Annotated in this window: 25 protein-coding genes; 10 read left to right on the top strand and 15 right to left on the bottom strand. The window is 67.5% G+C overall.

The annotated features are described in order from the left end of the window. Positions 1-34 precede the first annotated feature (34 nt). On the top strand, positions 35-847 hold the full coding sequence (locus KL771_RS05265) for an alpha/beta hydrolase (protein WP_261967491.1): 813 nt from the start codon (positions 35-37) through the stop codon (positions 845-847). A gap of 71 nt (positions 848-918) precedes the next feature. Here the strand turns inward: KL771_RS05265 and KL771_RS05260 are convergent, their stop codons facing one another. After that, positions 919-1,752: a hypothetical protein gene (locus KL771_RS05260; protein WP_261967490.1), complete on the bottom strand. Its 834-nt coding sequence runs from the start codon at positions 1,750-1,752 to the stop codon at positions 919-921. 180 nt (positions 1,753-1,932) lie between these two features. Between KL771_RS05260 and KL771_RS05255 the strand changes: the two genes are divergently transcribed. Then, positions 1,933-2,181 carry a hypothetical protein gene (locus KL771_RS05255; protein WP_261967489.1) on the top strand — a complete coding sequence of 83 codons (249 nt, stop codon included), beginning with the start codon at positions 1,933-1,935 and terminating at the stop codon, positions 2,179-2,181. Between the two features lie 115 nt (positions 2,182-2,296). Here KL771_RS05255 and KL771_RS05250 read toward each other — a convergent pair whose 3' ends face one another. Both KL771_RS05250 and KL771_RS05245 read right to left on the bottom strand, forming a co-directional pair. Continuing rightward, positions 2,297-3,712 carry a sensor histidine kinase gene (locus KL771_RS05250; RefSeq protein ID WP_261967488.1) on the bottom strand — a complete coding sequence of 472 codons (1,416 nt, stop codon included), beginning with the start codon at positions 3,710-3,712 and terminating at the stop codon, positions 2,297-2,299. After that, on the bottom strand, positions 3,699-4,367 hold the full coding sequence (locus tag KL771_RS05245) for a response regulator (protein WP_261967487.1): 669 nt from the start codon (positions 4,365-4,367) through the stop codon (positions 3,699-3,701). The genes KL771_RS05250 and KL771_RS05245 overlap by 14 nt, the downstream gene beginning before the upstream one ends. A gap of 149 nt (positions 4,368-4,516) precedes the next feature. Here KL771_RS05245 and KL771_RS05240 point away from each other — a divergent pair, with 149 nt between their 5' ends. The 4 genes from KL771_RS05240 (at position 4,517) to KL771_RS05225 (ending at position 8,910) form a co-directional block, all read left to right on the top strand. After that, positions 4,517-5,131 (top strand): cytochrome b, encoded by a 615-nt coding sequence (locus tag KL771_RS05240; RefSeq protein ID WP_261967486.1) that lies wholly within the window; start codon positions 4,517-4,519, stop codon positions 5,129-5,131. Positions 5,132-5,202: 71 nt separating this feature from the next. Further along, positions 5,203-6,543 carry a hypothetical protein gene (locus tag KL771_RS05235; protein ID WP_261967485.1) on the top strand — a complete coding sequence of 447 codons (1,341 nt, stop codon included), beginning with the start codon at positions 5,203-5,205 and terminating at the stop codon, positions 6,541-6,543. Between the two features lie 110 nt (positions 6,544-6,653). Next, a complete protein-coding gene (locus tag KL771_RS05230; protein WP_261967484.1) occupies positions 6,654-7,037 on the top strand; it encodes a c-type cytochrome in 384 nt (127 codons plus the stop codon). A gap of 319 nt (positions 7,038-7,356) precedes the next feature. Next, the gene (locus KL771_RS05225) at positions 7,357-8,910 is read left to right on the top strand and encodes a DUF4403 family protein (protein WP_261967483.1); all 1,554 of its coding nucleotides are present in this window, start codon (positions 7,357-7,359) and stop codon (positions 8,908-8,910) included. A gap of 34 nt (positions 8,911-8,944) precedes the next feature. Here the strand turns inward: KL771_RS05225 and KL771_RS05220 are convergent, their stop codons facing one another. The 5 genes from KL771_RS05220 to KL771_RS05200 all read right to left on the bottom strand — a co-directional run bounded on the left by KL771_RS05220 (position 8,945) and on the right by KL771_RS05200 (position 12,999). Next, the gene (locus KL771_RS05220; RefSeq protein ID WP_261967482.1) at positions 8,945-9,835 is read right to left on the bottom strand and encodes a tetratricopeptide repeat protein; all 891 of its coding nucleotides are present in this window, start codon (positions 9,833-9,835) and stop codon (positions 8,945-8,947) included. A 551-nt stretch (positions 9,836-10,386) separates the two neighbouring features. Next, positions 10,387-10,632 (bottom strand): 30S ribosomal protein S21, encoded by a 246-nt coding sequence (gene rpsU, locus KL771_RS05215; protein ID WP_054358363.1) that lies wholly within the window; start codon positions 10,630-10,632, stop codon positions 10,387-10,389. Between the two features lie 418 nt (positions 10,633-11,050). Further along, positions 11,051-12,142 (bottom strand): 5-(carboxyamino)imidazole ribonucleotide synthase, encoded by a 1,092-nt coding sequence (locus KL771_RS05210; RefSeq protein WP_261967481.1) that lies wholly within the window; start codon positions 12,140-12,142, stop codon positions 11,051-11,053. Then, a complete protein-coding gene (gene purE / locus KL771_RS05205) occupies positions 12,139-12,636 on the bottom strand; it encodes a 5-(carboxyamino)imidazole ribonucleotide mutase (protein ID WP_261967480.1) in 498 nt (165 codons plus the stop codon). Before purE ends, KL771_RS05210 begins: the two co-directional genes overlap by 4 nt. A gap of 156 nt (positions 12,637-12,792) precedes the next feature. Next, positions 12,793-12,999, bottom strand: a complete 207-nt coding sequence (locus tag KL771_RS05200) for a YdcH family protein (protein WP_054358361.1) — start codon at positions 12,997-12,999, stop codon at positions 12,793-12,795. A gap of 380 nt (positions 13,000-13,379) precedes the next feature. Between KL771_RS05200 and KL771_RS05195 the strand changes: the two genes are divergently transcribed. Next, a complete protein-coding gene (locus KL771_RS05195) occupies positions 13,380-13,559 on the top strand; it encodes a YdcH family protein (protein ID WP_261967479.1) in 180 nt (59 codons plus the stop codon). A gap of 749 nt (positions 13,560-14,308) precedes the next feature. Here the strand turns inward: KL771_RS05195 and KL771_RS05190 are convergent. The 3 genes from KL771_RS05190 to KL771_RS05180 all read right to left on the bottom strand — a co-directional run bounded on the left by KL771_RS05190 (position 14,309) and on the right by KL771_RS05180 (position 17,810). Next, positions 14,309-15,943: an acyl-CoA synthetase gene (locus tag KL771_RS05190; RefSeq protein WP_261967478.1), complete on the bottom strand. Its 1,635-nt coding sequence runs from the start codon at positions 15,941-15,943 to the stop codon at positions 14,309-14,311. Between the two features lie 83 nt (positions 15,944-16,026). Beyond that, entirely contained in the window at positions 16,027-16,794 is a 768-nt protein-coding gene (locus tag KL771_RS05185) for a sulfite exporter TauE/SafE family protein (protein ID WP_261967477.1), read from the bottom strand. Beyond that, positions 16,791-17,810 carry a hypothetical protein gene (locus tag KL771_RS05180; RefSeq protein WP_261967476.1) on the bottom strand — a complete coding sequence of 340 codons (1,020 nt, stop codon included), beginning with the start codon at positions 17,808-17,810 and terminating at the stop codon, positions 16,791-16,793. The genes KL771_RS05185 and KL771_RS05180 overlap by 4 nt, the downstream gene beginning before the upstream one ends. Positions 17,811-18,052: 242 nt before the next feature. On the opposite strand from KL771_RS05180, the gene KL771_RS05175 reads away from it, so the two are divergent. Further along, complete coding sequence (locus KL771_RS05175; protein WP_261967475.1) at positions 18,053-19,954, top strand: propionyl-CoA synthetase; 1,902 nt, start codon at positions 18,053-18,055, stop codon at positions 19,952-19,954. A 165-nt stretch (positions 19,955-20,119) separates the two neighbouring features. On the opposite strand, the gene KL771_RS05170 is transcribed toward KL771_RS05175, so the two are convergent. After that, positions 20,120-20,929, bottom strand: coding sequence for an outer membrane protein (locus KL771_RS05170; protein ID WP_261967474.1), 810 nt, complete (start codon positions 20,927-20,929; stop codon positions 20,120-20,122). A 174-nt stretch (positions 20,930-21,103) separates the two neighbouring features. Then, positions 21,104-21,364 (bottom strand): hypothetical protein, encoded by a 261-nt coding sequence (locus KL771_RS05165; RefSeq protein WP_261967473.1) that lies wholly within the window; start codon positions 21,362-21,364, stop codon positions 21,104-21,106. A 558-nt stretch (positions 21,365-21,922) separates the two neighbouring features. On the opposite strand from KL771_RS05165, the gene rcdA reads away from it, so the two are divergent. Beyond that, the gene (gene rcdA, locus KL771_RS05160; protein WP_276557188.1) at positions 21,923-22,471 is read left to right on the top strand and encodes a protease adaptor protein RcdA; all 549 of its coding nucleotides are present in this window, start codon (positions 21,923-21,925) and stop codon (positions 22,469-22,471) included. A gap of 113 nt (positions 22,472-22,584) precedes the next feature. On the opposite strand, the gene KL771_RS05155 is transcribed toward rcdA, so the two are convergent. Next, positions 22,585-23,391: a hypothetical protein gene (locus KL771_RS05155; protein ID WP_261967472.1), complete on the bottom strand. Its 807-nt coding sequence runs from the start codon at positions 23,389-23,391 to the stop codon at positions 22,585-22,587. 168 nt (positions 23,392-23,559) lie between these two features. After that, positions 23,560-23,781 carry a 50S ribosomal protein L31 gene (gene rpmE / locus KL771_RS05150; protein WP_261967471.1) on the bottom strand — a complete coding sequence of 74 codons (222 nt, stop codon included), beginning with the start codon at positions 23,779-23,781 and terminating at the stop codon, positions 23,560-23,562. 382 nt (positions 23,782-24,163) lie between these two features. On the opposite strand from rpmE, the gene KL771_RS05145 reads away from it, so the two are divergent. After that, a complete protein-coding gene (locus tag KL771_RS05145; RefSeq protein WP_390866529.1) occupies positions 24,164-25,990 on the top strand; it encodes an ABC transporter transmembrane domain-containing protein in 1,827 nt (608 codons plus the stop codon). Positions 25,991-25,997 lie beyond the last annotated feature (7 nt).

Below are 25,997 nucleotides of genomic sequence, written 5' to 3'. Positions count from 1 at the left end.
CCTCCCGGCCGGTCCTTTCGCATGCGGAGGCGTGATGCTGTCGAAACTGGTTGCGATCGCGCTCGGCCTGGCGCTGCCCTACGGGGCGGCGGTCGGCTGGCTCGCCCTGTCGCAGCGCTCTCTGCTCTACCGGACCTGGCCGGGACCGGAGACGCCCGAAGCCGCCGGTCTCCAGGGTTTCCGTCTGGAACGGCTGGCGACCGCCGACGGGCTCGCGGTTCCGGTCTGGCGACGACCGGCGGCGCCGGATCGCTTCACCATCGTGCATTTCCACGGCAATGGCGGCGGGCTGCATGGCTCGGTCAGCCGGCTCGCGGGCCTGGCGGCGGCGGGGCACGGCATCGCGGCGCTGGAATATCGCGGCTATCCCGGCGCGCCGGGCCAGCCGAGCGAGACCGGGCTCGTCGCCGATGCCGTGGCGCTGCTCGATCGGCTCGCCGCCGAGGGCGTGCCCTCCGACCGGGTCGTCCTGCACGGCTGGTCGCTCGGCTCCGCGGTGGCGATCCAGGCCGCCGTCCGCCGGCCCGTCGCCGCGCTGATGCTCGAAGCCCCGCCGACCGCCATCGTCGACCGTGCGGCCGAGATCTTCCCCTATGTCCCGGTGCGGTGGCTCCTCGCCGATGCCTGGCTCAGCCGCGAGGCCGTCGCGGCGATCCGGCGGCCGATCCTGATCCTGCACGGCCCCCTCGACCGCACCGTCCCGATCGCCCATGGCCGCCGCCTGGCCGAGCGCGCCGGCCCGGGTGCCGAATTCGTCGAGCTGCCCGAAGCCGGCCACGCCGATCTCGACCAGCACGGCGGCATCGACCACATGCTGGGCTTCCTCGACCGGCTCGCCGGCCGATGAGGGCGCGCGGCACGCCGGTCAGATCGAGGTCGGCCGGTAAAGGCCGCAATGGCCGGACCAAACCTCGATCCCTACGGCTCCAGCAGCCCCCGGAACAGGCGGGCGCCCTTCTGCTCGCCGAGGGACACCAGGGCCTTGTAGAACTCGATCGCGATCCGGCAGCCCTCATCCGGGGATACTGTGGATGACTTGGTGAGTTTCGGCAGGTCGCGAATGTCGGCGCCGGTATTCTTGTAGGCCTCGGTGAAGAGGCTCCGGATCTCCTCCGCGCTGACCGGCTCCCGGGGCGGAGACGGGTTTGCGATCGAACTCTCGATGATGTCGGCTTTCAGGCTCATTTCCTCTTCAATGAGTTTCGGGGTTTGTGCCGATTGTGGGATTTGGCCATTGGCCTTGTAGTAGGCAACGCAAATTTCCGGACGCTTACTGAATTGCTGCACAACGCTGAGATTTCTTTGTATAGTCCTGAAGATAATACTATCAGGTGCCCTTGTCAGATCCTTGACCATGTATTTCGTCGTCAGTTCGGCGACAAAGGACTGCAGTCGGGCGCGCTTTTCTTCGTTGAATTTTCCGACGCTGGATTTCCTGAACTCTTCAAGTAAAATAGCTTCAGATTCAGGGTGGGCACGGAACAGGACGGCGAAATATCGCATCTTTTTCAGTTCATCTACCGCATAACGCGCAGTATCTGAATTCTTCACCTTGGACATCGCAAGATCTGGGCCTTGCAGGCCCAGCACGACGAAGCCGGTGACGATGGCCGTCGCAACCGTCTTGTTGAGCGGGACGATCCGCGAGATCGCCGCCACGACCAGCGAACCGAGAAGGCCGCCGACGCCGCAGAAGAGTGCCGTTACCAGAGGGGCCGGCCATTTCGAGAGAGACTCGACGACGAAATCCATGCCAGGACTGACCCCGCTGCGGGTTGTATCGCTTGCATGATTTTACAGTCTGTGGATGCAATCGTGAAGGTTGTTTGACCCCATGGTCGGTCGGAATGCCTGAGCGAAGGGGTGTTGCCTGCCATGCGATGCGAGGCGGCCTGCTCCGGCCAGGACCGGTGAGGGCAGAAGGCGCGGGCGATGTTGATGGCGAAGCAAAAGATCGACTGGTTTCAGGCCATCAAGGACATCCGCGTCGAGTTGGGCTGCGATATCCTGACGGCGGAGCGGATCGCGTTGAACGATCCTGATTGGCGCCGTTGGGTGGAGGTGCAGATCAACCGGGACCCGGACTGCCGAAAAATGGCGCGACACCACATCCGAAACCGCGGTCCGGCGTCCTTGATCGCCGAACTGAACGGACGCCTTACGATCCGGGACGAGGGCTGACGGGACGCCGGATCTGCCCCTGGCACGCCGCGCGATGCCGGCCACGCCGGGGTCGGCCCTGCCGTCGGCCGGCGGGAACGACCTTGCCGGTCACAGCGGAGGCACCGCGGCGTCTTTATCGTGGGCGCTCCGCGGCGGCGGCGGATGGCTTCGGCGGGACCGGGAAGGTCACGCGCACCAGGCAGCCGGGGACGTCCGGGCGAGAGCGCAGGCTGACGGTCGCGCCGTGCCGGTCGGCGACCTCCTTGACGATGGCGAGGCCGAGGCCCGTGCCGGGCGCGGTCTGGCCCTCGGCGCGATAGAAGCGCTCGAAGATGCGCTCCCGCTCCGCGGCCGGCACGCCGGGGCCGTCATCCTCGACCTCCAGGAAGGCCTCGCCGAGCGGGCCGACGCCCGAGCGGATCACCACGCGCGCCTCCGGGCCGGCATAGGCGACGGCATTGTCGATCAGGTTGCCGGCCAGTTCGCCGATCAGCCAGGCCGACCCGATCAGCAGCGCCGGCGCGGCCTCGAACTCCAGTTCGACCCGGCGCGCCAGGGCCCGGTCGTACCAGTCGGAGCCGTGCTCGGCGATCACGGTGGCGAGGTCGATGGTTTCGACCGGATGGCCGGCGCTGGCCTCCGGTGCCGAGCGGGCCAGTGCCAGCAGCTGGCCGGCGAGCCGGGCGATGCGCCCGGTCGCCTCGACGAGGCGCGTGATCTTGCTGCGGTGGGCGGGTGGCAGATCCTGGGCGGCCAATTCCAGCTGGGTCTGCAGGCCGGCGAGCGGCGTGCGCAACTGATGCGCCGCATTGGACAGGAAGGCGCGCTGGGCGGCCGCGGAGGCGGCGAGATCGTCGAGCAGGCGGTTGATCGCGGCCACCAGTGGTGCGGCCTCCTGGGGCACGTCGGCGCCGTCGAGCGGCCGGATGTCGGTGCGCGGCGTCTCCTCGATCGCCCGCGACAGGGCGTTGAGCGGCGCCAGGCCGGCGGCGATGCCGAAATGGACCAGAACGAAGGTCGCGATCAGGATCAGCACGTTGGGGATCATGAGCGCGGCCAGAATGCGCGAGCGGGCCTCGTCGCGCTTGTTGGTGGTTTCCGCGAAGGCGACGGTGATCGGGCCGGCCGCGGTGGCGAGCGCATAGCTTGCCTTGCGCACCGGCAGGCCGCGCATGACGACATCGGCGAGCACGGGGCCGCGGCCGGGTTCGACCGCATCCGGCAGCAGGTCGGCGTCGCCGCCGAGGAGCCGCCCGTCCGGCCCGCGCACGGCCAGGAACTCGGCATCCTCGCTGTCGGTTCTGAGGATGGCCTCGGCGGCCGGCGGCAGGTCGACGGTCAGGTCGCCGTTGCGCAGGGCGACGCGCGAGGCGAGCGCGAGGGCGTCGTCGGCAAGGCCGTGGTCGAAGGCCGTCTCGGCGGTGGAACTGGCGATGCGATAGTCGATCAGGCCGCTGATCAGCGCCAGCAGGAGGAGCGGCGCCAGCAGAAGCACGAGCAGCCGGCGGCGCAGGCTGGTGCCGGCCCGGTACGCCTCAGGCCAGTTCATCGAGGCGGTATCCGAGCCCGCGGATGGTGCGGATCGCGATGCCGCAATTCTGCAGCTTGGCGCGCAGCCGGGAGACATAGATCTCGATGGCGTTCGGGGTCAGCTCGTTGCCCCAGTCGCTCAGGCTCTCGACCATCTTCTGCTTCGGCACGACCTTCGGACAGGTCAGGGCGAGCTGCTGCAGGATGTCCCATTCCCGTCCGGTCAGGTCGATCGCCACCCCGCCGGCATCGGCGCTGCGCCGGCCGAGGTCGATGTTGAGGCCGCCGATGCGGATTTCCGAGCTCGACACCGCCTGGCTGCGCCGGATCAGCGCGCGGGCCCGCGCCAGCAGTTCGGGCAGCTGGAACGGCTTCACCATATAGTCGTCGGCGCCGAGGTCGAGCCCGCGCACCCGCTCTTCGAGCGCGTCGTGGGCGGACAGGATCAGCACCGGCAGCGCGAGGCCCTTCATGCGGATGTGGCGGATCAGGTCGCGGCCGTTCATCCGCGGCAGGCCGATATCGATCACCGCCAGGTCGTATTGCGTCGTGGCCAGCGCCTCGATCGCCGTTTCCGCCGAGTTGGCGTGATCGACCTGATACCCGCCGCGGGTGAAGGCCTCGACGAGACCCGCCGCCACCACCGCATCGTCTTCGACCGTCAGGATCCGCAAGGCTCAGCCCCCGTTTGTGCGCAGCCTTCAGAGCGGGTCAATCCGCCGATTTCACGACGGCCAGCTTTCGACACCCTGACGGCGACGGAAAGGACGCGGACAGCGCATCGAACCCATGGTCGCGGCACGACTCGAACCCCGGAGCGACCGTGACCGACAGCCTGATTGCCCACCGCCCCGAGCGCGCGCCGATCTCGGCCGATGCCCACTACGCGCCCCCCCTGCGCGTTCTGCACTGGGCGACCGCCGTCACGCTCGTGCTGGCCCTGGCGGCCGTACTGGCCCGCGACCTCGTCGACGATGTTGCGCTCGACCGCAGCCTGCTCGACCTGCACCGCAGCCTGGGCGCCACCGTCCTGATCCTCGTTGTGGCGCGGGTCGCGATCCGGCTGGTGGTCGGCGGCGTCGAACATGCCGGTCTCGACCGCTGGAGCCGGCAGGCGGCGGCCCTGGTCCATGGCCTCCTCTATGGCCTGACCCTGCTCGTGCCGGTGCTCGGCTGGCTGCTCACCAACGCCTCCGGCAAGGCCGCCAGCCTGTTCGGCCTCGTCGTCCTGCCGCCTCTGACCGGACGCGACCGCGATCTCGCCGACCTGCTCGAAATCTGGCACCCGAGCGCCGCCTGGCTGTTGCTCGGCCTCGCCGCCCTGCATGTCGCCGCCGCGCTGTGGCACGGCTTCGTCCGCCGCGACGGCGTGCTGCAGGCCATGCTGCCCTCCGTCGGTTCCGCGCGTCCCACCCGGCCCACGACGGCCCCCCGGTGACCGCCCCAATCCGCCGCCCCGAGCCCGTCCCATCCGGCGCCGCCCCTGCGGCCTCATCGGAGGAAATCGCCTTGTCGCCGTTTCTCGCCTTCCGTGCCGCATCGTCGCGCCGTCGCGCGGGCCTGCTCGCAGCGCTCGTCGGTCTCCTCGCCTGGGTGACGACCGATCCGGCCCAGGCCGTGCCGAGCTATTCCCGGCAGACCGGCCAGGAATGCGCCACCTGCCATGTCGGCGCCTTCGGGCCGCAGCTGACGCCCTACGGCGTCCGGTTCAAGATCGGCGGCTATACCGAGACCAATGGCGAGGATACCAAGATCCCGCTCTCCGGCATGGCGGTCGGTACCTTCACCCATACCCAGGCGAACCAGTCACCGCCGCCGGCGCGCTTCTCGACCAACGACAATGCGGCCGTGCAGGAACTGTCGGCCTTCGTGGCCGGCAAGCTGATGGACCATGTCGGTGCCTTCGCCCAGGTCACCTATTCGGGCATCGACCGCAAGCTGGTGCTCGACAATGTCGACCTGCGCATCACCTTCGACGCCACCCTGCTCGATCGCAACACCACCTTCGGGCTCTCGATCAACAACAACCCAACCATCCAGGATCCCTTCAACACGCTGCCGGCCTGGCGCTATCCCTTCGTGACCTCCGATCTGGCGCCGTCGCCCGCCCATGCGCCGCTGCTCGACGGCGGACTGGAAGGCCGGGTGATCGGCGCGACCGCCTATGCGTCGATCGACAACGGCCTTTATGCCGAGGCCGGCGGCTATGGCGGGCTCAGCCGCGGCTTCCTTCAGGCCGTCAACCTGATCGACCCGACTGATCCCGGCAGCCGTCTGATCGGCGGGGCACCCTACGGACGGCTGGCCTGGTTCAAGGACATGCGCTCGCAGGCGGTCTCGCTCGGCATCGTCGCGATGAGCGCGGATCTCGGCGTGTTCGGCCAGCGCGGCCGGGCCGACCATTACCGCGATATCGGGGCCGACCTCGCCTACCAGTATCTCGGCGATCGCACCCATGTCTTCACCGTCGCGACCTCGTTCATCCACGAGATGCAACAGCTGGACGGCTCGGTGCGCAGCGGGGCGGCGGCCCATGCGGCGCAGACCATGGAGCAGTTCAACGTCACCGGCTCCTACACCTTCGACAAGACCTACGGCCTGACCGCCAAGTATTTCAACACCTGGGGCTCGACCGACAAGCTGCTCTATGCCCCGACCGGCAAGCCGGACAATAGCGGCCTGATGCTCCAGGTCGACTGGTCGCCCTTCGGCAAGGAAACGAGCTGGGGCGCGCCCTGGGCCAATGTCCGCGTCGGCGTGCAATACACCGCCTACAACAAGTTCGACGGAACGACCCGGCACGCCAGCGACAACAACACCCTGATGGGCTTCGTCTGGACGGCCTTCTGACGGATACGCCGCGCAAGCGCCCCGGCCGCCGCGGGCGACCGGGTCTCGGGGCCGCCCGCCGACCGGCGGATCCCATCACGGACTTCAGATCTCACATTCGGAGACGCATCATGGGTCGCATCGCATCTCTCGTCCTGGCCGGCAGTCTCGTCGCGGCCGGACCCGGCCTCCTCGGCGTGCCGACGGCTGCCCATGCCAGCGGCGCATCGGCCTTCGATCAGGAATGCGGCGATTGCCATTCCGTCACGCCGGGCAAGAACAAGAAGGGGCCTAGCCTCGCCGGTGTGATCGGCCGCAAGCCCGGAACGGCCGCCGGCTTCGCCAACTATTCGGATGCCATGAAGGCCAACGGCACGCCCTGGAGCGCGGCCCGGATCGACGCCTATATCCGCAATCCGAAAGCCGTCGTGCCGGGCGGAACCATGAAATACGAAGGCAGCGCCGACGACGCCCTGCGGGCCTCGATCGTCTCCTACCTCGTCTCGGGCCGCTGACGGGGCGATCGGATTGCCGGGCAGGGGAGGCGCCGACAGGGGCCCCGTCCCGTGCCTCGGCGCCCGGGCGAAGCGTCGCCGCTGGACATTTCTCTTGATTGCGGCAGGATGGATCTGCAAGCGGGGGGCGTTTGACGCCATCCCGGCCGATACGACGCGTCGCATGCCCCTTCCAGGTCCGATTCCTTTGCGGCATGGTCGAGCTCCGTGCCGGCCTTGGCGAAGCGATGCGGCGTGATCGGATGCGCATCCGCACGGTCCCGCCGGTGCGGCGGGGCCGGTCCCCGACAGGTCGGCGCCGTGAAGGGAGAACGATCCCATGTCGGTCGGAGGCAGGTTTCCGATACGGCGGGCGGCGATCCTGATCGCCGCGATTGCGGTTACGGGCGTGGCCTACGGCTATTGGCGCGCGGCGCAGGCGACCTACCATGGTCCGCCCGTCACGACGGAACGCGAGGATCTGCCGTCCGGCACGTCCGCGCTCGTGGTCCCGGTCACGATCTCGCTGGACGATCTGCAGGCGAAGCTGAACCAGCAGGTCCCGTCGCGCCTCCATGCCGTCGACGAGGACCGGAATGCCTGCGTTCCGGCCAAGTGGGTCGACGAGTGCATCGTTCCGAACCCGTTCAACGGTGGCTGCGCCAAGCGGTTCAAGACCAAGGTCTCGCCCGAGATCGACTGCCATATCGACGGCGCGGTCGATCGCGGCACCATCGCGGTCGCGGCGGGCCAGGGCGACCGGATCGCCGTCACCCTGCCGGTCTCCGCCACCATCCGGGTGCGGGGCCGCGGCGACATCGGCAAGCATATCCGCGAGACCGCGACCGGTTCGGTCACCGCATCGGCGTCGGTCAAGGCGGATATCGGCGGCGACTGGACCCCGACCGCCACGGTCGAAGCCGATTATGCCTGGACCGACCGCATCGGCGTCGACGTGCTCGGCTTCCGCATCACCTTCGCCAGCAAGGTCGATCCGAAGATCCGGGAGGCGATCGAGTCGTTCAAGGCGAAGATACCCGAGCTGCTGGCCAAGGTTGATGTCCGGGCAATGGCCGAGCGGGGATGGCGGGCGGCGCATGCGGTGGTGCAAATCGGCAACGCCCCCGATATCTGGCTGCGCCTTGCGCCGCGCAGCGTCGGTTTCGACGGCCTGCGCATCGAGGGGCGAAACCTGACCACGAACATCATGCTGACGGGGGATTCGGCGACCTTCGTCGGCGAGCGGCCCGCCGCCGCCGAGCCGACGCCCCTGCCGACGTTGCAGAAGTCCGTGCCGGAACCGGGCTTCGCCTTCTCGGTCCCGGTCACGGCCGATTTTCCGGCTCTCGCCACCCTGGCCGAGAAGGCCCTCAAGGTCGGAACCCGACGCGACATCGAAGTTCCCCAGGTCGGCACGGTGGCGGTGACTTTCAGGAAAGTGCAGATCCATCAAACCACGGCGCGGCGTCTGGCCGTCGGCGTGACGCTCGACGCGGATGCCCCGTCCACCCTCTTCGATACAAGGGGAACGATCTGGCTGACCGCTGCGGTGACCTTCGACAATCAACGCAAGCGAGTATCGCTCGCCGAGTTCGACGTCTTCAGCAGCACCGACAACGCGCCGGTCGACCTGCTGGCCGCGATCCTGCGGGCGGACCCGGTCAAGGCGATCCTGCGCGAGAGCCTTGAATATGATTTCACGGCGCTGCACGCGGCGGCTCTCACCAAGGCCGGCAAGGCCATGACCCGGCAGCTGTCGGCCGATGCCTATGTCACCGGTTCGGTGCGCTCGCTCGATGCCGAGCGCATGGCCGTGGGTCCGGACGCGCTGGTGCTGGTGCTGTCGGCAAAGGGGAATGCCGAGGTCCGCTCCGGCAGGCTTGCCGCGAATTGACCGCGCAGACGGAAGCCGTCCGCGGCGGCGGGCCTCAGCCCGCCACGCCGCCGGTGCGCTGGACGCAGGCCCGGGCTACCGCCGAGCCCGGCGACAGCGACAGGGCGCGTTGGCAGGCAGCGCGGGCGTCGTCGCGATTGCCGAGCTGCTCCTGCACCATGCCGCGATTGAGCCAGGCATCGGCATAGTTCTTGTTGAGATTCAGTGCGGCATTGAAATCGTCCAGCGCGCCCTTGGAATCGCCGGTCGCAAGCTTGGACAGGCCGCGCCCGTTCCAGGGTTCCGGCGCCGTGGCGTCGCGCTCGATGGCCGCCGAGAAATCGTTGATCGCCGCCTGATGGTCGCCGCGCAGCTGGTAGATCAGTCCGCGGTCATGATAGGCGCCCGGATTCTGGCCGTTGATCTGGATGGCGGCTGCGAAATCCGCCAGCGCGAGATCGGCGCGATTGGTCTGGCGGTAGACGTTGGCGCGGCCGACATAGGCCTGATCGTAGTTCGGATTGATCTCGATCGCACGCGTGAAGTCGGCAATGGCGAGATCGAGCTTGCCGAGCCGGCGCAGCACCAGGGCGCGATTGGCATAGGCCTGATAGAGGCGCGGGTCGATCGTGATGGCGTTGGAGAAATCCTGCAGCGCCTCGCTGTTGGCCCCTGCGCGTGCATAGGCGGTGCCGCGCACGTTGAGCGCGCCGGCGTCGCGCGGATTGGCGCGGACCACTTCGGACAGCGAGGCGATATTGGCCTGGGCGCCGGCGACCGAGCCCGGATCGCTCTCCGCACCCGGAACGGTCGAGATCACGCCGGACCCGCCGAAGCCCGGCCCGGAAATACAGCCGGTCAGCAGGAGGGGTGCCGCCAGGACAATGCCGAAGGCCTTGGCGCGCCGCGCCCAACCGGTGCGGATGCCGATTGCACCATCCGGCACGGGACCAGTCGGGTTGCAGCCGCTGGAAGGGCCAATTCGCGTCACGGGGCTCTCAGATCGGGGCATGGCGTCTCTCGGGTGTAGCCCGTGGGGGCTGAACGGACCAGAGGATCATGTCGGGCGTGGGGCGATTGTGTCGATCCGGCCCGAAATCGCAATCCGGCAGACAGGGAGCGTACTTGCCCGGTCGCGGCTGGCAAATCGAAAACCGCTGCAGCCAGCCTTTCGACGGACGTGCGTCTCGTCGCGAAGCGGGGGCGACTGCCGGGAGCAAGCCGGCGGAATCGAATTCCCCGCCCCGAAAAGCAAGACCGCGCCGACGGCTGATGCCGGCGCGGCCAAGATCGATAGGGGACGCGCCGCGGTGTCGCCATGACCAAATCGCAGCGGCAAGGCGCTGCCACGACTCGGATGCGAAACGGACATCAGCCTGACGCCCGCCCGCACGCCCATCGGCGTGTCTGAATGGCCGCCGTGCCGACGACATCGGAACGCCGAGCGTTCGGCCGGCATGGTCCATGCCGGTCCGATGATGTGCCGGCCTTGCGGCGTCAGCGCTTGCCCGGAGCCGGGGTGACGGCCGGCTTGCCGGGGATCAGGCCTTCGCGCTGGGCGCGCTTGCGGGCCAGCTTGCGCGCGCGACGAACCGCCTCGGCCCGCTCGCGGGCCTTCTTCTCGGAGGGCTTCTCGTAATGGCCGCGGAGCTTCATCTCACGGAAGATGCCCTCACGCTGCATCTTCTTCTTCAGCGCCTTCAGAGCCTGGTCGACATTGTTGTCGCGAACGAGAACCTGCACGCGTCGGATCCCTTGTCTTTGCTCGGTCCCGGCGGGACCGTGATCGTTTCCATCCCGAGCGGTGACCCGATCAGGACGCGGTTGAATGGTCGCGACCCGCCGGAAAACCGGCCGGACGCCTTTGCCAGAGCGGCGGCGAGCCGCACCGGTCAGAAGTCGCTTCGGGAACGGGTTTCGTTCCGCCGGTCACCCGCGATCGCCGCCCGCCGTCGATCCGGCGGGTGTCTCGGGTCTGGCACCGGGTTGCCGATTTCGTTGGGCTGTCATTCGGGCAAAGGACCGTTGAGGGCCAATTGCTCGGTAATAGACGTCCCGGCGCCGCTTTCGCGTCGCTCGAAATCCAGGACTTGCTACCAGAGTCCGCCGGCTCTGTCCACCGGCATTAACGACCGGCCGAGCCGCCCCGGCCTTGGGCGGGTCACCGGCGCGGCGCGATGCGGTTGACGTGGCCCATCTTGCGGCCGGCCCGCACCTCGTGCTTGCCGTAGAGATGCAGGCTGGCGCCCGGTTCGGCGAGAATCGCCGCCATGCGGGCCACATCGTCGCCGATCAGATTCTCCATCACCACGTCGGAATGGCGGGCAAGATCGCCGATCGGCAGGCCGGCGACCGCGCGCATATGCGCCTCGAACTGCGAGACGACGCAGGCGGTCTCGGTCCAATGGCCGGAATTGTGCACCCGCGGCGCGATCTCGTTGGCGACCAGCCGCTCCCGGCCATCGGCCTCGACCACGAAGAGCTCGACCGCCAGCACGCCGACATAGTCGAGCTGCGCCGCCACGGTCTCGCCGATGGCGCGCGCTCCCGCCGCTGTGCCGGCATTGAGCCGCGCCGGCACGCGCGAATACTTGAGAATATGGTCGCGGTGCTCGTTCTCCGGGATGTCGAACGAGGCGAGGCTGCCGTCGAGACCGCGCACGGTCAGGACCGAGATCTCGCGCGAGAAGGGCACCCAGCCCTCGAGAATTGCGGGTGCGCCCTTCATCGCCGCGAAGGCCGCGTCGGCATCCTCGGGGCGAGCGATCTTGGCTTGGCCCTTGCCGTCGTAGCCCATGCGCCGCGTCTTCAGAACGGCCGGATAGCCGATCTCGCCGAGCGCGGCCTCGAGCCCGGGGCGGTCGTCGACGGCCCGGAACGGAGCGGTCGGGATGCCGCATTCGGCCAGGAAGGTCTTCTCCGGCAGACGGTCCTGCGCGATGGCGAGTGCCCGGGTACCGGGGCGGACCGGGACGCGCGCAGCCAGGAAGGCAGCGGTGGCGGCCGGAACATTCTCGAACTCGTAGGTGACGGCATCCAGGCCCTCGGCGAAGCGGGTCAGCGCGGCCTCGTCTTCGTAGTCGGCGACCACGATGTCGGAGGTCACGTCGAAGGCCGGGCTCTTCGGGTCGGGGCACAGGATGCGGGTGGCGATGCCCAGGCGTGCGGCCGCCAAGGCCATCATGCGACCGAGCTGCCCGCCACCGAGAATACCGATCCGGAGGGCGCCGGCAGATGCGGCCGGGCGGGTCATGCGAGGTCGACCGGCAGATCGGCGACGGCTTCGGTCTGGCGGGCGCGCCAGGCATCGAGCCGATCCGCCAGTGCCTCGTCGCCGAGCGCCAGCACGGCCGCAGCCAGAAGCGCGGCATTCACGGCGCCGGCCTTGCCGATCGCCAGCGTGCCGACGGGGATGCCGGCCGGCATCTGGACGATGGAATGCAGGCTGTCGACGCCCTTCAGGACGCGGGATTCGACCGGAACGCCGAAGACCGGCAGCGGCGTCAGCGCGGCGGTCATGCCGGGCAGGTGGGCGGCGCCCCCGGCCCCGGCGATGATCACCTTGTAGCCGGCCTGCTTGGCGCCCTTGGCGAAGCGATAGAGGCGGTCCGGAGTCCGATGGGCGGAGACGATCCGGGCGTGATGGGCGATGCCGAGCGCGTCGAGCGTCTCGGCCGTGTGGCGCATGCAATCCCAGTCGGATTGACTGCCCATGATGATCGCCACGGGCGGCGCTTTCTCGGCCATCGTCACCCCCGAAAGGCCCCAAGGCCCGGAAAGCGCGCTCTATAGACAATCGCCGAAGTGGCGGCAAGGCGCCGCGGTGGGCGAACAGGCCCCCGAGGTCGCGCTGCCGGTCCCGGATGCCGTTCGGGACCGAGGCCGGCCGGCGATCGCCCGTCCTCAGGCGATGATGTCCGGAACCAGCCGATCCTCAAGGTGCTGGATGCGATCCCGGATCGACAGCTTGCGCTTCTTGAGCCGCTGAATGGTGAGATGGTCGCCGCGGGCGGTCACCACCAGGGCATCGATGGCCGTGTCGAGATCGCGGTGTTCCTGCCGGAGCCGCCCGAGTTCCCGGCGGACATCCTCTTCTTCCTCGTCGGTCATCTGCGCGCCGCGTCTTTCCGGTCTTCCGTGCCTGCCAACCCCTTCGGACGGCGCGAGAAGTCGGGCCGTCCGGCGCTCCTGCCGATCCGGCCGCCGGCTCGGCCGGCGCCCGTGTCACAGATCCACGGAACCGGTGCGGCGGCCCACCGCGTCCCCTTCTGGGAGGCGGCTCGACATATGAAACATCATAACCCGGCCGTTGAAAAAAGGGGACTCCGATCGCGCCAGCCAGGGCGCCGCGACGTTAGCGATTCGTGAACCACGAATTTTCGGGGACGGGGTGGTGCGCCGGCGAAAAAACCCCACATCCAACCTTGCGGGCCTGACGCGTTGTGTCATGCTCGCTTCGTCAAGTCCTGCGAACATGGGAGGCTTACAGCATGTCCATCGAATCGCATCTTGCAGAGTTGAAGCGCCGCCATCAGGCTCTTGAGACCGAATTGCGCGACGCCATGACCCATCCCAGCTCCGATTCCCTGGAAATCGCGGACCTCAAGCGGCGCAAGCTGCTGCTGAAGGATGAAATCAATCGACTGAGGATCGGCGTCACGGTCCACTGACGATGCCGATCGGCGACCGTCGGTTGCCCGATATCGAATCCTGAAGGCTCTGAACCGGACGATCGCTCGGTCAATCCGAAGGTCGGGTCAAAGCGGAACAATTCCTTCAGGACGCAGTGTCGAGCCCGGACGGCGAGGATCGCCGGGCTCGTGGTCGGTGCAGGCGAGGGCCGTATACGGCCGGCATCCCGGTCTTGGGCGGCTCATCCCTCCGTTCGGGTACACCTGTTCTCTCGGCGGTCGGGCCCTTGGGACCTGCTCGGTGCGATCAGGGCATTGTGAACGCTTCAACCCTCATCGATCGAACGTTCGAACCATCATCAGGATCGTTCGCAGCTCTCTGACCGAGAGATCATGCGCGGCCGTTTGCGGAGCGTTGTCCGGTCATTGCCGGCCGGGCCCTCCGGAGCGGCTGTGCGTCGTCATGTCAACGGGCAGCGCGGGGCCGGATCGCCGCCGGATGCGAGCCTGTGGTCGCCGTCAGCGGATGGCGATTTGACGGGCCCGTCGAGGCATGGGCCGTCGGAGCCATGCCGACGTCTCGAACGGTCACCGGGCGTGCGCTCTTCGCGCAGCGATGACCGGCGAACGGACGACAACCCACGGCCAGCGGCGCGATACGGCCGGCGCCACCGATCCGCAGCGGCGGCCCGGCGGAGCCGCAGCGTGGGTCTGGATATCGATCCTGCGGCGCCGGGCAGAGGGGCGATCGGTTGCGGCCAGGCCCGCGACCGCCCCGCCGCGATGCGTCACAAGGCCTTGGCCATCTCGCGCAGGCGGAACTTCTGCACCTTGCCGGTGGAGGTCTTGGGCAGTTCGGTGAACACCACCGTGCGCGGGCATTTGAAGGCGGCGAGATGCTGCCGGCACCACTGCATGATGTCGTCGGCGGTGGTCTCCGCATTCGGCTTCAGTTCGACGAAGGCGCAGGGCGTCTCGCCCCATTTCTCGTCCGGGCGCGCCACGACGGCGGCGGCCTGCACGGCCGGATGCTTGTAGAGCGCGTCCTCGACCTCGATCGACGAGATGTTCTCGCCACCGGAGATGATGATGTCCTTGGAGCGGTCCTTCAGCTGGATGTAGCCGTCGGGATGGATCACGCCGAGATCGCCGGAATGGAACCAGCCGCCCGCGAAGGCGTCGTCGGTCGCCTTCTTGTTGCGGAGGTAGCCCTTCATCACGACGTTGCCGCGGAACATGACCTCGCCCATGGTCTGGCCGTCGGCCGGAACGGGGGTCATGGTCTCGGGATCCATCACGGTGAGCGCCTCGAGCGCGGCATAGCGCACGCCCTGACGCGCCTTCTTGCCGGCCCGGGCGGCGCCGTCGAGCGCGTCCCACTCGGATTTCCAGTCGTTGACCACTGCGGGGCCGTAGGTTTCCGTCAGCCCGTAGAGATGGGTCACGTTGAAGCCGGCCTCGGCCATGGCGGCGAGCACCGCCTCCGGCGGCGGCGCGGCGGCGGTGTAGAATTCGACGGTGTTGGAGAGCGTGCGCTTCTCTGCGGCGGGCGCGTTGAGCAGCGTCGACATGACGATCGGCGCGCCGCACAGATGCGTCACGCCATGTTCGGCAAGCGCCTCCCAGATCGCGCCGGCCCGCACCCAGCGCAGGCAGACATGGGTGCCGGCGACCACCGACAGCGACCAGGTGAAGCACCAGCCGTTGCAGTGGAACATCGGCAGGGTCCAGAGATAGACCGGATGCTTGCGCATCGAGGCGGTGATCACGTTGCCCTGCGCAAGCAGCGCGGCACCGCGATGATGGTAGACGACGCCTTTCGGGTTGCCGGTGGTGCCGGAAGTGTAGTTGAGCGAGATGGCATCCCACTCGTCGGCCGGCATCTGCCAGTCGTAGTCGGGATCGCCGCCGGCCAGGAAGGCCTCGTAGTCGATCTCGCCGAGTCGCGCGCCGGTCTGCGGGAATTCCAGATCGTCATAGTCGATCACGATCGGCTTGTGCTTGGCGAGCGCGAGCGCCTCGGCGACCACCTTGGAGAATTCGCGGTCGGTGATCAGCACCCGGGTCTCGGCATGATCGAGCGAGAAGGCGATGATCGGCGCGTCGAGCCGGGTGTTGAGCGTGTTCAGCACCGCCCCGCACATCGGCACGCCGTAGTGGGCCTCCAGCATGGGCGGCGTGTTGGACAGCATCACCGAGACGGTATCGCCTTTGCCGATGCCGCGCGCGGCCAGCGCGGAGGCGAGCCGGCGGGACCGGGCATAGAGCTCGGCATAGCTCGTGCGGGCCTTGCCGTGGATGATGGCAATGCGATCGGGAAACACCTTGGCGGAGCGTTCCAGGAAGCTCAGCGGCGTCAGGGGCTGGAAATTGGCCGGATTCTTGTCGAGATCGATCGCATACCAGTTCGTTTCCGCAGCCATCGGGCGCTCCCATCGCATCGTTTGGCCGGGAATAGACCCCGCCCGTCGGCACAAGGCAAGCCGCAATGGGGCGAATGCGGCTCTCACCCGGCGAGCGCGTGGGCGCCGTCCCAGATCAGTTTCAGGGAGATCGCAAAGAGGCCGAACTCGACCAGGCGGAAGAAGGCGCCCTCGGGGATCATCTTGACCACGCGGGCGCCGGCGAAGGTGGCGATCACGGCCGCCGGGGCGAGCGTCAGGGCGGTTTCCAGGCTGCCGAGATTGAGCTGCCCGAGCATCCAGAAGGGGGCCAGCTTGGTCAGGTTGATGACCGCGAACAGGATCGTCGTCGTGCCGGCATAGACATATTTGTCGAGCCGCTGCGGCAGCACGTACCATTGGTAGGGCGGGCTGCCGGCATGCGACACGAAGCTGGTGAAGCCGGTCAGCATGCCCCAGAAAATGCCGCGCGGCACGTCGGCCGGCTTCCTCTCCAGCGTGGCCGGGCGGAGCCAGCGGTCCAGGCAGAAGGCGAGGCCGATCAGGCCGAGCATCAGCGTGACGGCGGCTTCCGAGACCAGCGACGCCGTCGCCCAGCCGACGCCGACGCCGGCGATCCCGGCCGGGATCAGGATCGCGAGGTTGCGGCGGTCGAAGGCGTGGCGATAGACCCACAACCCGAACATGTCGGAGACCACGTAGATCGGCAGCAGCATGCCGACCGCCTGGATCGGCGGCACGACCAGCGTCAGCAGCGGCACCGCCAGCATCCCGACCATCGGCACGCCGCCCTTGGACCCGCCGACCAGCGCGGCGGCCGGGATGGCCAAGAGATAGAACAGGAGATCGGCGGTCACAGCTTGAGCGGTCACGGGCGGGCGATGCTCCGGATCGGTGGATGGCGCGCGGCAAGGCGGTCGGCGAGACCGGCCCGATCCGACGCCCACGTCTCGTCGAGTGCCGCGGCCAGGGACGGGTCGAGCGTGACGGCCGGCTCGCCGGTGCGGGCGGAGAAGTGCCGGCTCAGAAAGGGACGCACCACATGCGCCCAGGTCTGCGCGTCGACATGGGACCGCATGGCGTCGGCCAGCGCCACGCCGCGCGTCGAGAGCGAGGCATTCGGCCGTCGCCAGGGGCCGAGGCCCGGAATGCGGTCCGCGATCCGCGCTGGCAGAGCGTCGACGGCACCGCCGAGCGGCCCCAGGCTCTGCAGTCGCGTCGGATTTGGCAGCCCGAAGGCGGCCAGGAGATCGGTGGTGTAGGCACGCCCGCCCAGGCGCGGCAGATCGGCGAAATCGCGCAGCACCAGCGGCTGCCCGGCGGCCGCCTCGATGCGCGCGACGAGATCGGCCCAGCGGAACCCGGCCGGATCGATCCGCGACGGATCGCGCAGCCGGGCGCGCCGGCCCTTGGCGGCTTCCTGAGCCAGGCAGGAAGCGAGGAAATCGGGGGTTCTGCGGATGTGCATCAGAAGCCGGACGTCGATCTCCGGATGGGCGGAGGCGAGGCGCATCAGCCGTCGGATCCGCGTTCCGGCTTCAGGGTAGAGGCCGCGACCGTCGAACATGGCGGTGGTGCCGATGAAATCCTCCGCCGAGATCAGGAGGATGCGTCCGTTCTTCCGCCACACTGCCAGGTGGCGCTCGAAATCGGCGTCCGGGTCGGCCTCGACCTTGCGGCCGCGGCACCAGAAGGCCCAGGGCTGGCCCTTCAGGTCCTGGTTCTGGACGAAGACGAAGCGTTCGCCGCCGAGCCGGCCGTGGAGTGCGGCGATCCGGTTCTGCACGAGGGTCGTGCCGGTGCGATGGGCGCCGAGATGCAGGCACAGCACGAAGGGCGCGGCGCCCGTCCGCCGAGTCTCGGGTTCGCGGGAGGGTGGTTCGGTCACGCGACGATCCTCGAGCCGGCAGGTCGGCCGGAATGCCGGCGGCCGAACAGGACGGCCGCCCGGCGCCCGGGTCTATCCCTTCTGCCGAAGACGGGCAACGGCGCCGGGTTCGGAACTGCCGGACGGCTCCGGAATGGCACGGATGCGGCCGCGGGATAGCCAAATGGCTGATTGCGGCTTCCTATGGGGCGTAACAAGAGTACGCGGCCCTCGGAGGGGGCGCGGGTCGGGAGGATGACACGATGGTGAGCCGCTACAACGATGTCTATGGCCAGTGGCAGTCTGACCCGGAGGGCTTCTGGGCCGCCGCTGCCGCGGAACTCGACTGGTTCAAGCCCTGGGACAAGGCCTTCGATCCGCAAGCCGGCGTGTACGGGCGCTGGTTCGTCGGGGCCGAATGCAACACCTGTCACAATGCGGTCGACCGGCACGTGGCGGCCGGCCGCGGCGCGCAGGCGGCGATCATCTACGACAGCCCCCTGACCGGCACCAAGGCCCGGATCAGCTATGCCGAACTGCTCGTCAGCGTGCAGGCCCTGGCGGCGACGCTGGTCGATGCCGGCATCGGCAAGGGCGACGTGGTCATCGTCTACATGCCGATGATCCCGGAAGCCGCGGTGGCGATGCTCGCCTGCGCCCGGATCGGCGCGATCCATTCGGTGGTCTTCGGCGGCTTCGCGTCCCGCGAACTGGCCACGCGCATCGACGACGCCAAGCCGAAGGCCATCATTTCGGCCTCCTGCGGCATCGAGCCGAACCGCGTGATCGCCTACAAGCCGCTGATCGACGAGGCGATCGAGATCGCCGGCCACAAGCCGGAAGCCGTCTTCGTGCTGCAGCGCCCGCAGGTCGCCGCGGCGCTGAAGCCCGGCCGCGACCACGATCTCGGCGCCGCGATGGCCGCCAATGCCGGCCGCGCCGTCCCGTGCACGCCGGTCGCCGCGACCGATCCGCTCTATATCCTCTACACCTCCGGCACGACCGGCCAGCCGAAGGGCGTGGTGCGCGACAATGGCGGCCACATGGTCGCGCTGGTCTGGTCGATGCGCAACATCTACGGCGTCGCGCCCGGCGAGGTCTATTGGGCCGCCTCGGATGTCGGCTGGGTGGTCGGCCATTCCTACATCGTCTATGCGCCGCTCCTGTTCGGCGCGACCACCATCGTGTTCGAGGGCAAGCCCGTCGGCACGCCCGACCCGGGCACCTTCTGGCGCGTGATCTCCGAGCACAAGGTCGCGGCCTTCTTCACCGCGCCGACCGCGTTCCGGGCGATCAAGAAGGAGGATCCGAACGGGACCTACCTCGCCAAATACGACCTGTCCGGCCTGCGGACCCTGTTCCTGGCCGGCGAGCGCGCCGATCCGGACACGGTCCAGTGGGCCGAGACCATGCTCAAGATCCCGGTCGTCGATCACTGGTGGCAGACCGAGACCGGCTGGACCATCGCCGGCAACCCGGTCGGGCTCGGCCTGCTGCCGATCAAATACGGTTCACCGACCGTGCCGATGCCGGGCTGGGACATCCGCATCCTCGACGATGCCGGCCATGAGGTCGCGCCGGGCACGCTCGGCAACATCGTCGCCCGTCTGCCGCTGCCTCCGGGCTGCCTGCCGACGCTGTGGAATGCCGACGCGCGCTTCCGGTCGGCCTATCTCGACGAGTTCCCCGGCTACTACAAGACCGCCGATGCCGGCTTCCGCGATGCGGACGGCTACCTGTTCATCATGGCGCGCACCGACGACATCATCAACGTCGCCGGGCACCGGCTTTCGACCGGCGGCATGGAGGAGGTGCTGGCCTCGCATCCGGATGTCGCCGAATGCGCGGTGATCGGCATCCATGACGAGATGAAGGGGCAGATCCCCTGCGGCTTCGTGGTGCTGAAGTCGGGCGTCAGCAAGGATGCCGAGGCGATCGAGAAGGAACTGGTCAAGCTGGTGCGCGACAAGATCGGGCCGGTGGCGGCCTTCAAGCTGGCGATCAAGGTCGAGCGCCTGCCCAAGACGCGTTCGGGCAAGATCCTGCGCGGCACCATGCAGAAGATCGCCGATCACGAGCCGTGGAACATGCCGGCGACGATCGACGATCCGGCCATCCTGGAGGAGATCGAGAACGCCATCCGCGCGCGCGGCATCGGGGTGTAGCGGTCTGCAGGTCGCATGAGTAACATGTTGCGAAACGAGAAACGGCCCGGGGCGCAAACCTCGGGCCGTTCTTGTCGCTGCACTTTCAAGACATCAGCCGGGTCGTTCCGTCACTGGCCGGCGCGATGCGACAGGCGCAGGCCGGCCCGCCACACCTCGTCCGCCTCACATGCCGCCGAACTTGTACTTGACCGCGACGCCGACCGTTTGCGCGATATTGTTGCGCGTATCGATCACGTATTTGGCCTTGCCCTGCAGATTGCCGGAACCGTCGTAGGAATTCGTCGACATGTTCCAGCGCTCGCTGCCGAAGTCGACATACTTGTAGTCGAAGCCGACAATCACGTTCGACAGAACCGCATACTCGAAGCCACCACCGATCGTGTAGCCGGTCAGCCAGCGCGTGGCGGACTTCTGTCCCGTCGGCGAGCCGACATTGACCGAGCCGTTGGGGTACTTGTTGTCATCGGTCAGGTCGAAGCTCATCCGGCCGAAGGCCGCACCGCCGGTGGCATAGACGAGGGTCCGGTCGATGGCGTAGCCGGCGCGCAGGCCGACGATCCCGAGCGCCGACAGCTTGGTGTCAAAGCGGTCGTCCGCCGACCCGCAGCATGCGTTCCTGGACCAGGTCCGATCGGAAGCCGACAGGCCGGACAGGGATGCGAAGGCCCCCATCACCACGGATCCGAACTGCTTGTCGTATCCGACCGACAGCCCGCCGGCGAAGCTGCTGCCGCGATGGGGCATGGTCTCGCCCCCGTCGAAAGCCGGGAAGTAGGTCGGATCCGCATCGACGACATGGAGCTGGCGACGCGACATTCCGTAGCCGGCGTTGGCGCCGACGGTGAAGCCGGTCCATCCATAGGTCGCGACCATCGACTCCGCGGTCGGGGCCGCCGCACGGAATTCCACCGCCGACGCAACGCTCATCGCGCCCACCAGCATCGCAATGGCGGTCAAACCCCTTCTGTACATGACTGTCTCCCCCTCGATTTTTTGTGCCGCAACGGAACTCAAGCTAACGTGGCCGAGCTTGAGTGTCCTGACACTTCGACAGGGATGATGAGCCGTTTGAAGCTATGTTGCGACGATGCAACATGACCGAATGGCCCCGACCGACTCATCTCGTCGAGGCCTGATGTCCCGCCCTCAGGCGCAGCGCTTCAGGAGTTCGTCCAGAGCGTGCTGGCGCTCGACCATTGAGGCGTTGAAGGCGCGGGCGACCGGGATGGTCTGCACCTCGATCTGCTTGCCGCCGACCAGGTCGACCTCGATCGCGCCTTCGTCGGCCATCGTGACGCGCCGGACGGTCGGCAGCACGGCGACGCGGTCGGCGATCAGCCGGGTCATCTCATCGACCGACAGCTTGGCAAAGAGGGCGTCGCGACGCTCGGCACTCACGGGTTCCATTGGAATGATCCTCTCAACTCTTTCTTCCACTTGCACCCATCCTAGGGCGTGTCGGCTTTATGCCGGCTTAAGTCTCGGTTCATCCGGCGCTCATCGCTCCGCCGCTGTCGTCGGCGGGCCGGGCTGGCGCCGGAACCGCCGGTCAGTTCGGCCCGGATCGTGTCGGAAGCGAGGCATGGTGGGATTGTTTGGGTGCAAACTTTTTGGGAGTGTCCCCTGTGCCGATTTGGATCAGCTCCCACACCGAGGCGTCCCGATTTACGCTTCGTTAAGGTTTACGATGCATGATCGTCTGGTCCGGAAGTCCCGGACCCGAGTGGCTCCTATCCACTCCTCTTTTTGACGCCTCCCTGTACTTTCTTCGAGCCGTGCCCGCCACGGCTCGTTTTTTTGAGCACTTTGGTATTTTGTAACGAAGCGTTAACCCCAACGCCGATTTCGGTGGACGGCCGCGTGCCGCGCGGCGCCTTCTGGCATCCGGCCTGCTAGTCCTGCCGCATGAGACGGGCGCTGTTCCGTTCGGCCTCGGAAGAGGCTAGAGTTGCGGGAGTTGTCGGCATGACGCGGGGCGAAAGCATGGACCGGAACCCGACCCATGATCGGGGCGGCGCTGGAACTGGAACGATCGATTTCGCCCAGCGATTCGCCGGTTCGGAGACCTTCCGAACCCTGTTCCGCGAGGGGATGGGGCTCGTCGAGGAGACGGCGGCCTATCTGGACGGTCCCGGACGCTCTGAATCGCGCGACCTGACGCGGACCGGCTCGCTCGTCTACGCGACCGAATCCATGCGGCTGACCACGCGCCTGATGCAGCTCGCCTCTTGGCTTCTCCTGCAGCGCGCGGTCAACGACGGCGAGATGACCCAGGCCCAGGCCGGCCAGGAGAAGTCCAAGGTCCGCATCGACGGCCCGACCACGGCGCGCACCGGTCCCGGCTGGGACGAAGTCCCCGACATGCTGAAGCAGCTGATCGAACGGTCGGTTCGCCTGCAGGAGCGCATCCGCAAGCTCGATGCGGCCATCTATGGCGGCGAACGCGAGGCCGCGCCGAATCCGGTCTTCGCCCAGATCGGCAAGCTCAATCAGGTCTTCGGTTCGGGCAACTGACCGCCCGCGCCGGTGCTCCGCGTTGCCGGCTGCACGCGCGCCTTGCCCAACAGAATTTCCAGCGTTTTTATATTTCCTATTCCCAAGGGCTTAAGGGGGGCTAGATGAGCGCCCTAATTTCTTACCTTGCGCACTTCGGTCGTCTTGGCTTCAACACCCAGGACGATTCTCTCAGCCATGTGCGCCATATCACTCAACAATCCCGCGAAGTCTCGATCGGAATATATGCCTGACGAGTTGAACGATATTTGGGTTGGTATGACGAACTCCATTTGGCCATCCGTAGGCAACAATCTGAAAACTTCACACTCATCATGAGCATCGTTCCAGATTGTCTGGATTCGGGGGAAATGGAAACTGCCGCCCGACATGTTGGTGATGCCGATGCCATTTACCTGAATGCTAATGAAAAGCGTGTTCTCGTGCTTGGCAGGATTCGAGAGTTCACCAAGCAAGGCCAAAAGATCATTGCCGTCGCTAGTTCCATCCCTTGTCGGGAATGGCATCAACTCCAAGAGATAGGCGTGAAGTTCATCTGGGATTCCGCGCCATGGCCCCCTGGTATTCGAAAGTTGGCTTTTAAAGGCTCTTAGCCCGCCTGCTGCGTACCCAAAAGGAAAGTTAGTGTGCTTCAAGCTTCTGGAGCCAAGGATTTTTGCGCACCCGTTGATGGCCTTATCAAGTGCACTGCGGATTTCAGTCAAATGCCGTATCGCGTCTCGCTCGATGTCATCGGGAACATCCTGAACGATGCGGACCTTATAAATCAACTCCCCGGTGTCTGCATCTTTTTGAGGGATGGGCACCAAGTTGCGCTGATCGATAAGGGCCGCAGCCCTGATCTTGATATCTGCAATATCAGCATGAATCCGTCCAAACGGGAGCTTCGCGCTGTAGAATGGATCAAGGTGCCTGCTCATGGGGGTCGAAACCGGACGACTTAACGAATTGGGTCGAATCGTTCCTTCAGGGACGACGGGACCAATATATCAGCTCGTTCATTTACCTCGGTGGTCGTGCAGACGGACAATAAAAAACCCCGGCCGAAGCCGGGGTTTCGAGGTCGGACCCTTGCGGATCCGGGATGTTCAGAGGCCGAAGCCCTTGAACTTGTCCTTGAACTTGGAGATGCGGCCGCCGCGATCCAGGAGCTGCTGGTTGCCGCCGGTCCAGGCCGGATGCGACCGCGGGTCGATGTCAAGGTTCAGCGTGTCGCCTTCCTTGCCATAGGTCGACCGGGTCATGTACTCGGAGCCGTCGGTCATGACGACCTTGATCATGTGGTAGTCGGGGTGGATGCCCTGCTTCATAGCCGTCGTCCCAATCGTGTTCCAATCAAGCCGCAGGCCGGAGCGGACGATTTCGTCACACCATGCCGATCGCGGGCTTCGGACGACGCCACGACCCGAGGGCCGCGAGAACCGTCCACCATGCCGTCGGGCCGCCGCCCTTGCGGCAAGCAGCCCAAAATCCGAGGGCCGCGAGCCTGTCGGCGCGCAGCCCCGAAATCCAGTCGGCGCTGCTATAGCGGAAGGGGCCGCGCGGGGCAAGCGGTCCGCGGCGGTTTTCCGCATCCCGCAAGGGCGGCAGCCGGAAACCGATTTGCCGGTTCGCGGACAATCACCGACTTGAACATGCCGCCGGAACGGGCCATCAAACCGGCGGACGGGGCCGGCGACGGCGAGGAGACGATTGGTGGCGAGGACTGACAGTAAGGCGGCGGCCGAGACACGCTCACGGTCGGTGCGACCGCTTGCGATGCTGGCCCCCTATGCGCGGCGCTATCGCAGCCGCATCCTCCAAGCCCTGGCGGCACTGACCGCGGCATCGGTCGCCACCCTGGTGGTTCCGCTCGCGGTGCGGCGGATGATCGACCATGGATTCACCGGGGCCGATGCCGGGCTGATCGACCGCTATTTCCTGATGCTGCTGGTGGTGGCAGGCGCACTCGCGGCGGCCAGTTCGGCCCGCTACTACCTCGTCACCTGGCTCGGCGAGCGCATCGTCGCCGATCTGCGCGCCGACGTCTTCGCCCATGTGATGCGGCTTTCGGCCGACTTCTTCGACCGCTCGATGTCGGGCGAGATCGTCTCGCGGCTGACCGCCGATGCGACCCAGATCAAGGCCGCGGTCGGCGCCTCCGCCTCGATCGCGCTGCGCAACTTCTTCCTGTTCGTCGGCGCGGTCGCCATGATGGTGGTGACCAGTCCGAGGCTTTCCGGCCTCGTCATCCTGGCGATCCCGTTCATCGTTCTGCCGCTGGTCGCTTTCGGGCGGCGGGTGCGCAGGAAGTCGCGCCTCGCGCAGGATACTCTCGCCGAGGCGACCGCCTATGCCACCGAGGCGATCGGCGCGGTGCGACAGGTCCAGGCCTTCACCGGCGAGACGGCCGCAATCGGCCGCTTCCGGGGCGGCGTCGAGCGCGCCTTCGAGGCTGCCCGCTCGTCGACAGCGGCGCGATCGATCCTGACCGCCGTGGCGATCTTCATGGTCTTCGGCAGCGTCGTGACGGTGCTTTGGATCGGCGCCACCGACGTGCTCGCCGGCCGGCTGACGCCCGGCGCGCTGTCGCAATTCGTGCTCTATGCGGTCTTCGCCGCGGGCGCGCTCGGCGAACTCAGTCAGGTGTGGGGCGAGATCAGCCAGGCGGCGGGCGCGGCCGAGCGTCTTGCCGAACTGCTCCAGGTCCGCCCGAGTGTTGCCGCTCCGGCCGATCCGGAGCCTATGCCGCCGCGGCGCGGCGCGGTGGCGCTGGACGCGATCGGCTTCGCCTATCCGACGGCGCCCGAACGGCCGGTGCTGAGCGGCCTGTCGCTCGCCGCCGAGCCCGGCGAGCGCATTGCGCTGGTCGGTCCGTCCGGGGCCGGCAAGTCGACCGTGTTCCACCTGCTCCTGCGCTTCTACGATCCCGGCTCGGGTCGCGTGCTGGTCGACGGCGTCGACCTGACGCGGGTCGATCCGGCCGTCCTGCGCCAGCGCATCGCCGTGGTGCCGCAGGACACCGTGATCCTGGCCGGCACCGTGATGGAGAATATCCGCTTCGGCCGGCCCGAGGCGAGCGACGAGGAGGTGCGTCGGGCCGCCGTGGCGGCTCTGGTCGACGATTTCGTCCGCGCCATGCCGGACGGCTATCAGACCCTCGTGGGCGAGCGCGGTGTCACCCTGTCGGGCGGCCAGCGCCAGCGCATCGCGATCGCCCGGGCCATCCTCAAGGATGCACCGATCCTGCTGCTCGACGAGGCTACCAGCGCGCTCGATGCGGAATCCGAGACGCTGGTGCAGACCGCACTCGACCGGCTGATGCAGGGCCGCACGACCATCGTCATCGCCCATCGTCTGGCGACGGTGCTCGAATGCGACCGCATCCTGGTCATCGACGGCGGTCGCGTTGTTGAGGAGGGGCGCCACGACGATCTCGTCGCCCGCGGCGGCCTCTATGCCCGGCTCGCCCGGCTGCAGTTCGAGACCGGCGCGGCTGCTCTTGCGGCGGATGGGAAGCGCACCCCGGATCAGGCCTGATCCGAGG

Origin of the sequence: Prosthecodimorpha staleyi (assembly GCF_018729455.1) — a bacterium.
GTDB lineage: Bacteria > Pseudomonadota > Alphaproteobacteria > Rhizobiales > Ancalomicrobiaceae > Prosthecodimorpha > Prosthecodimorpha staleyi.
This window is presented reverse-complemented; position numbering and strand designations above follow the sequence as displayed.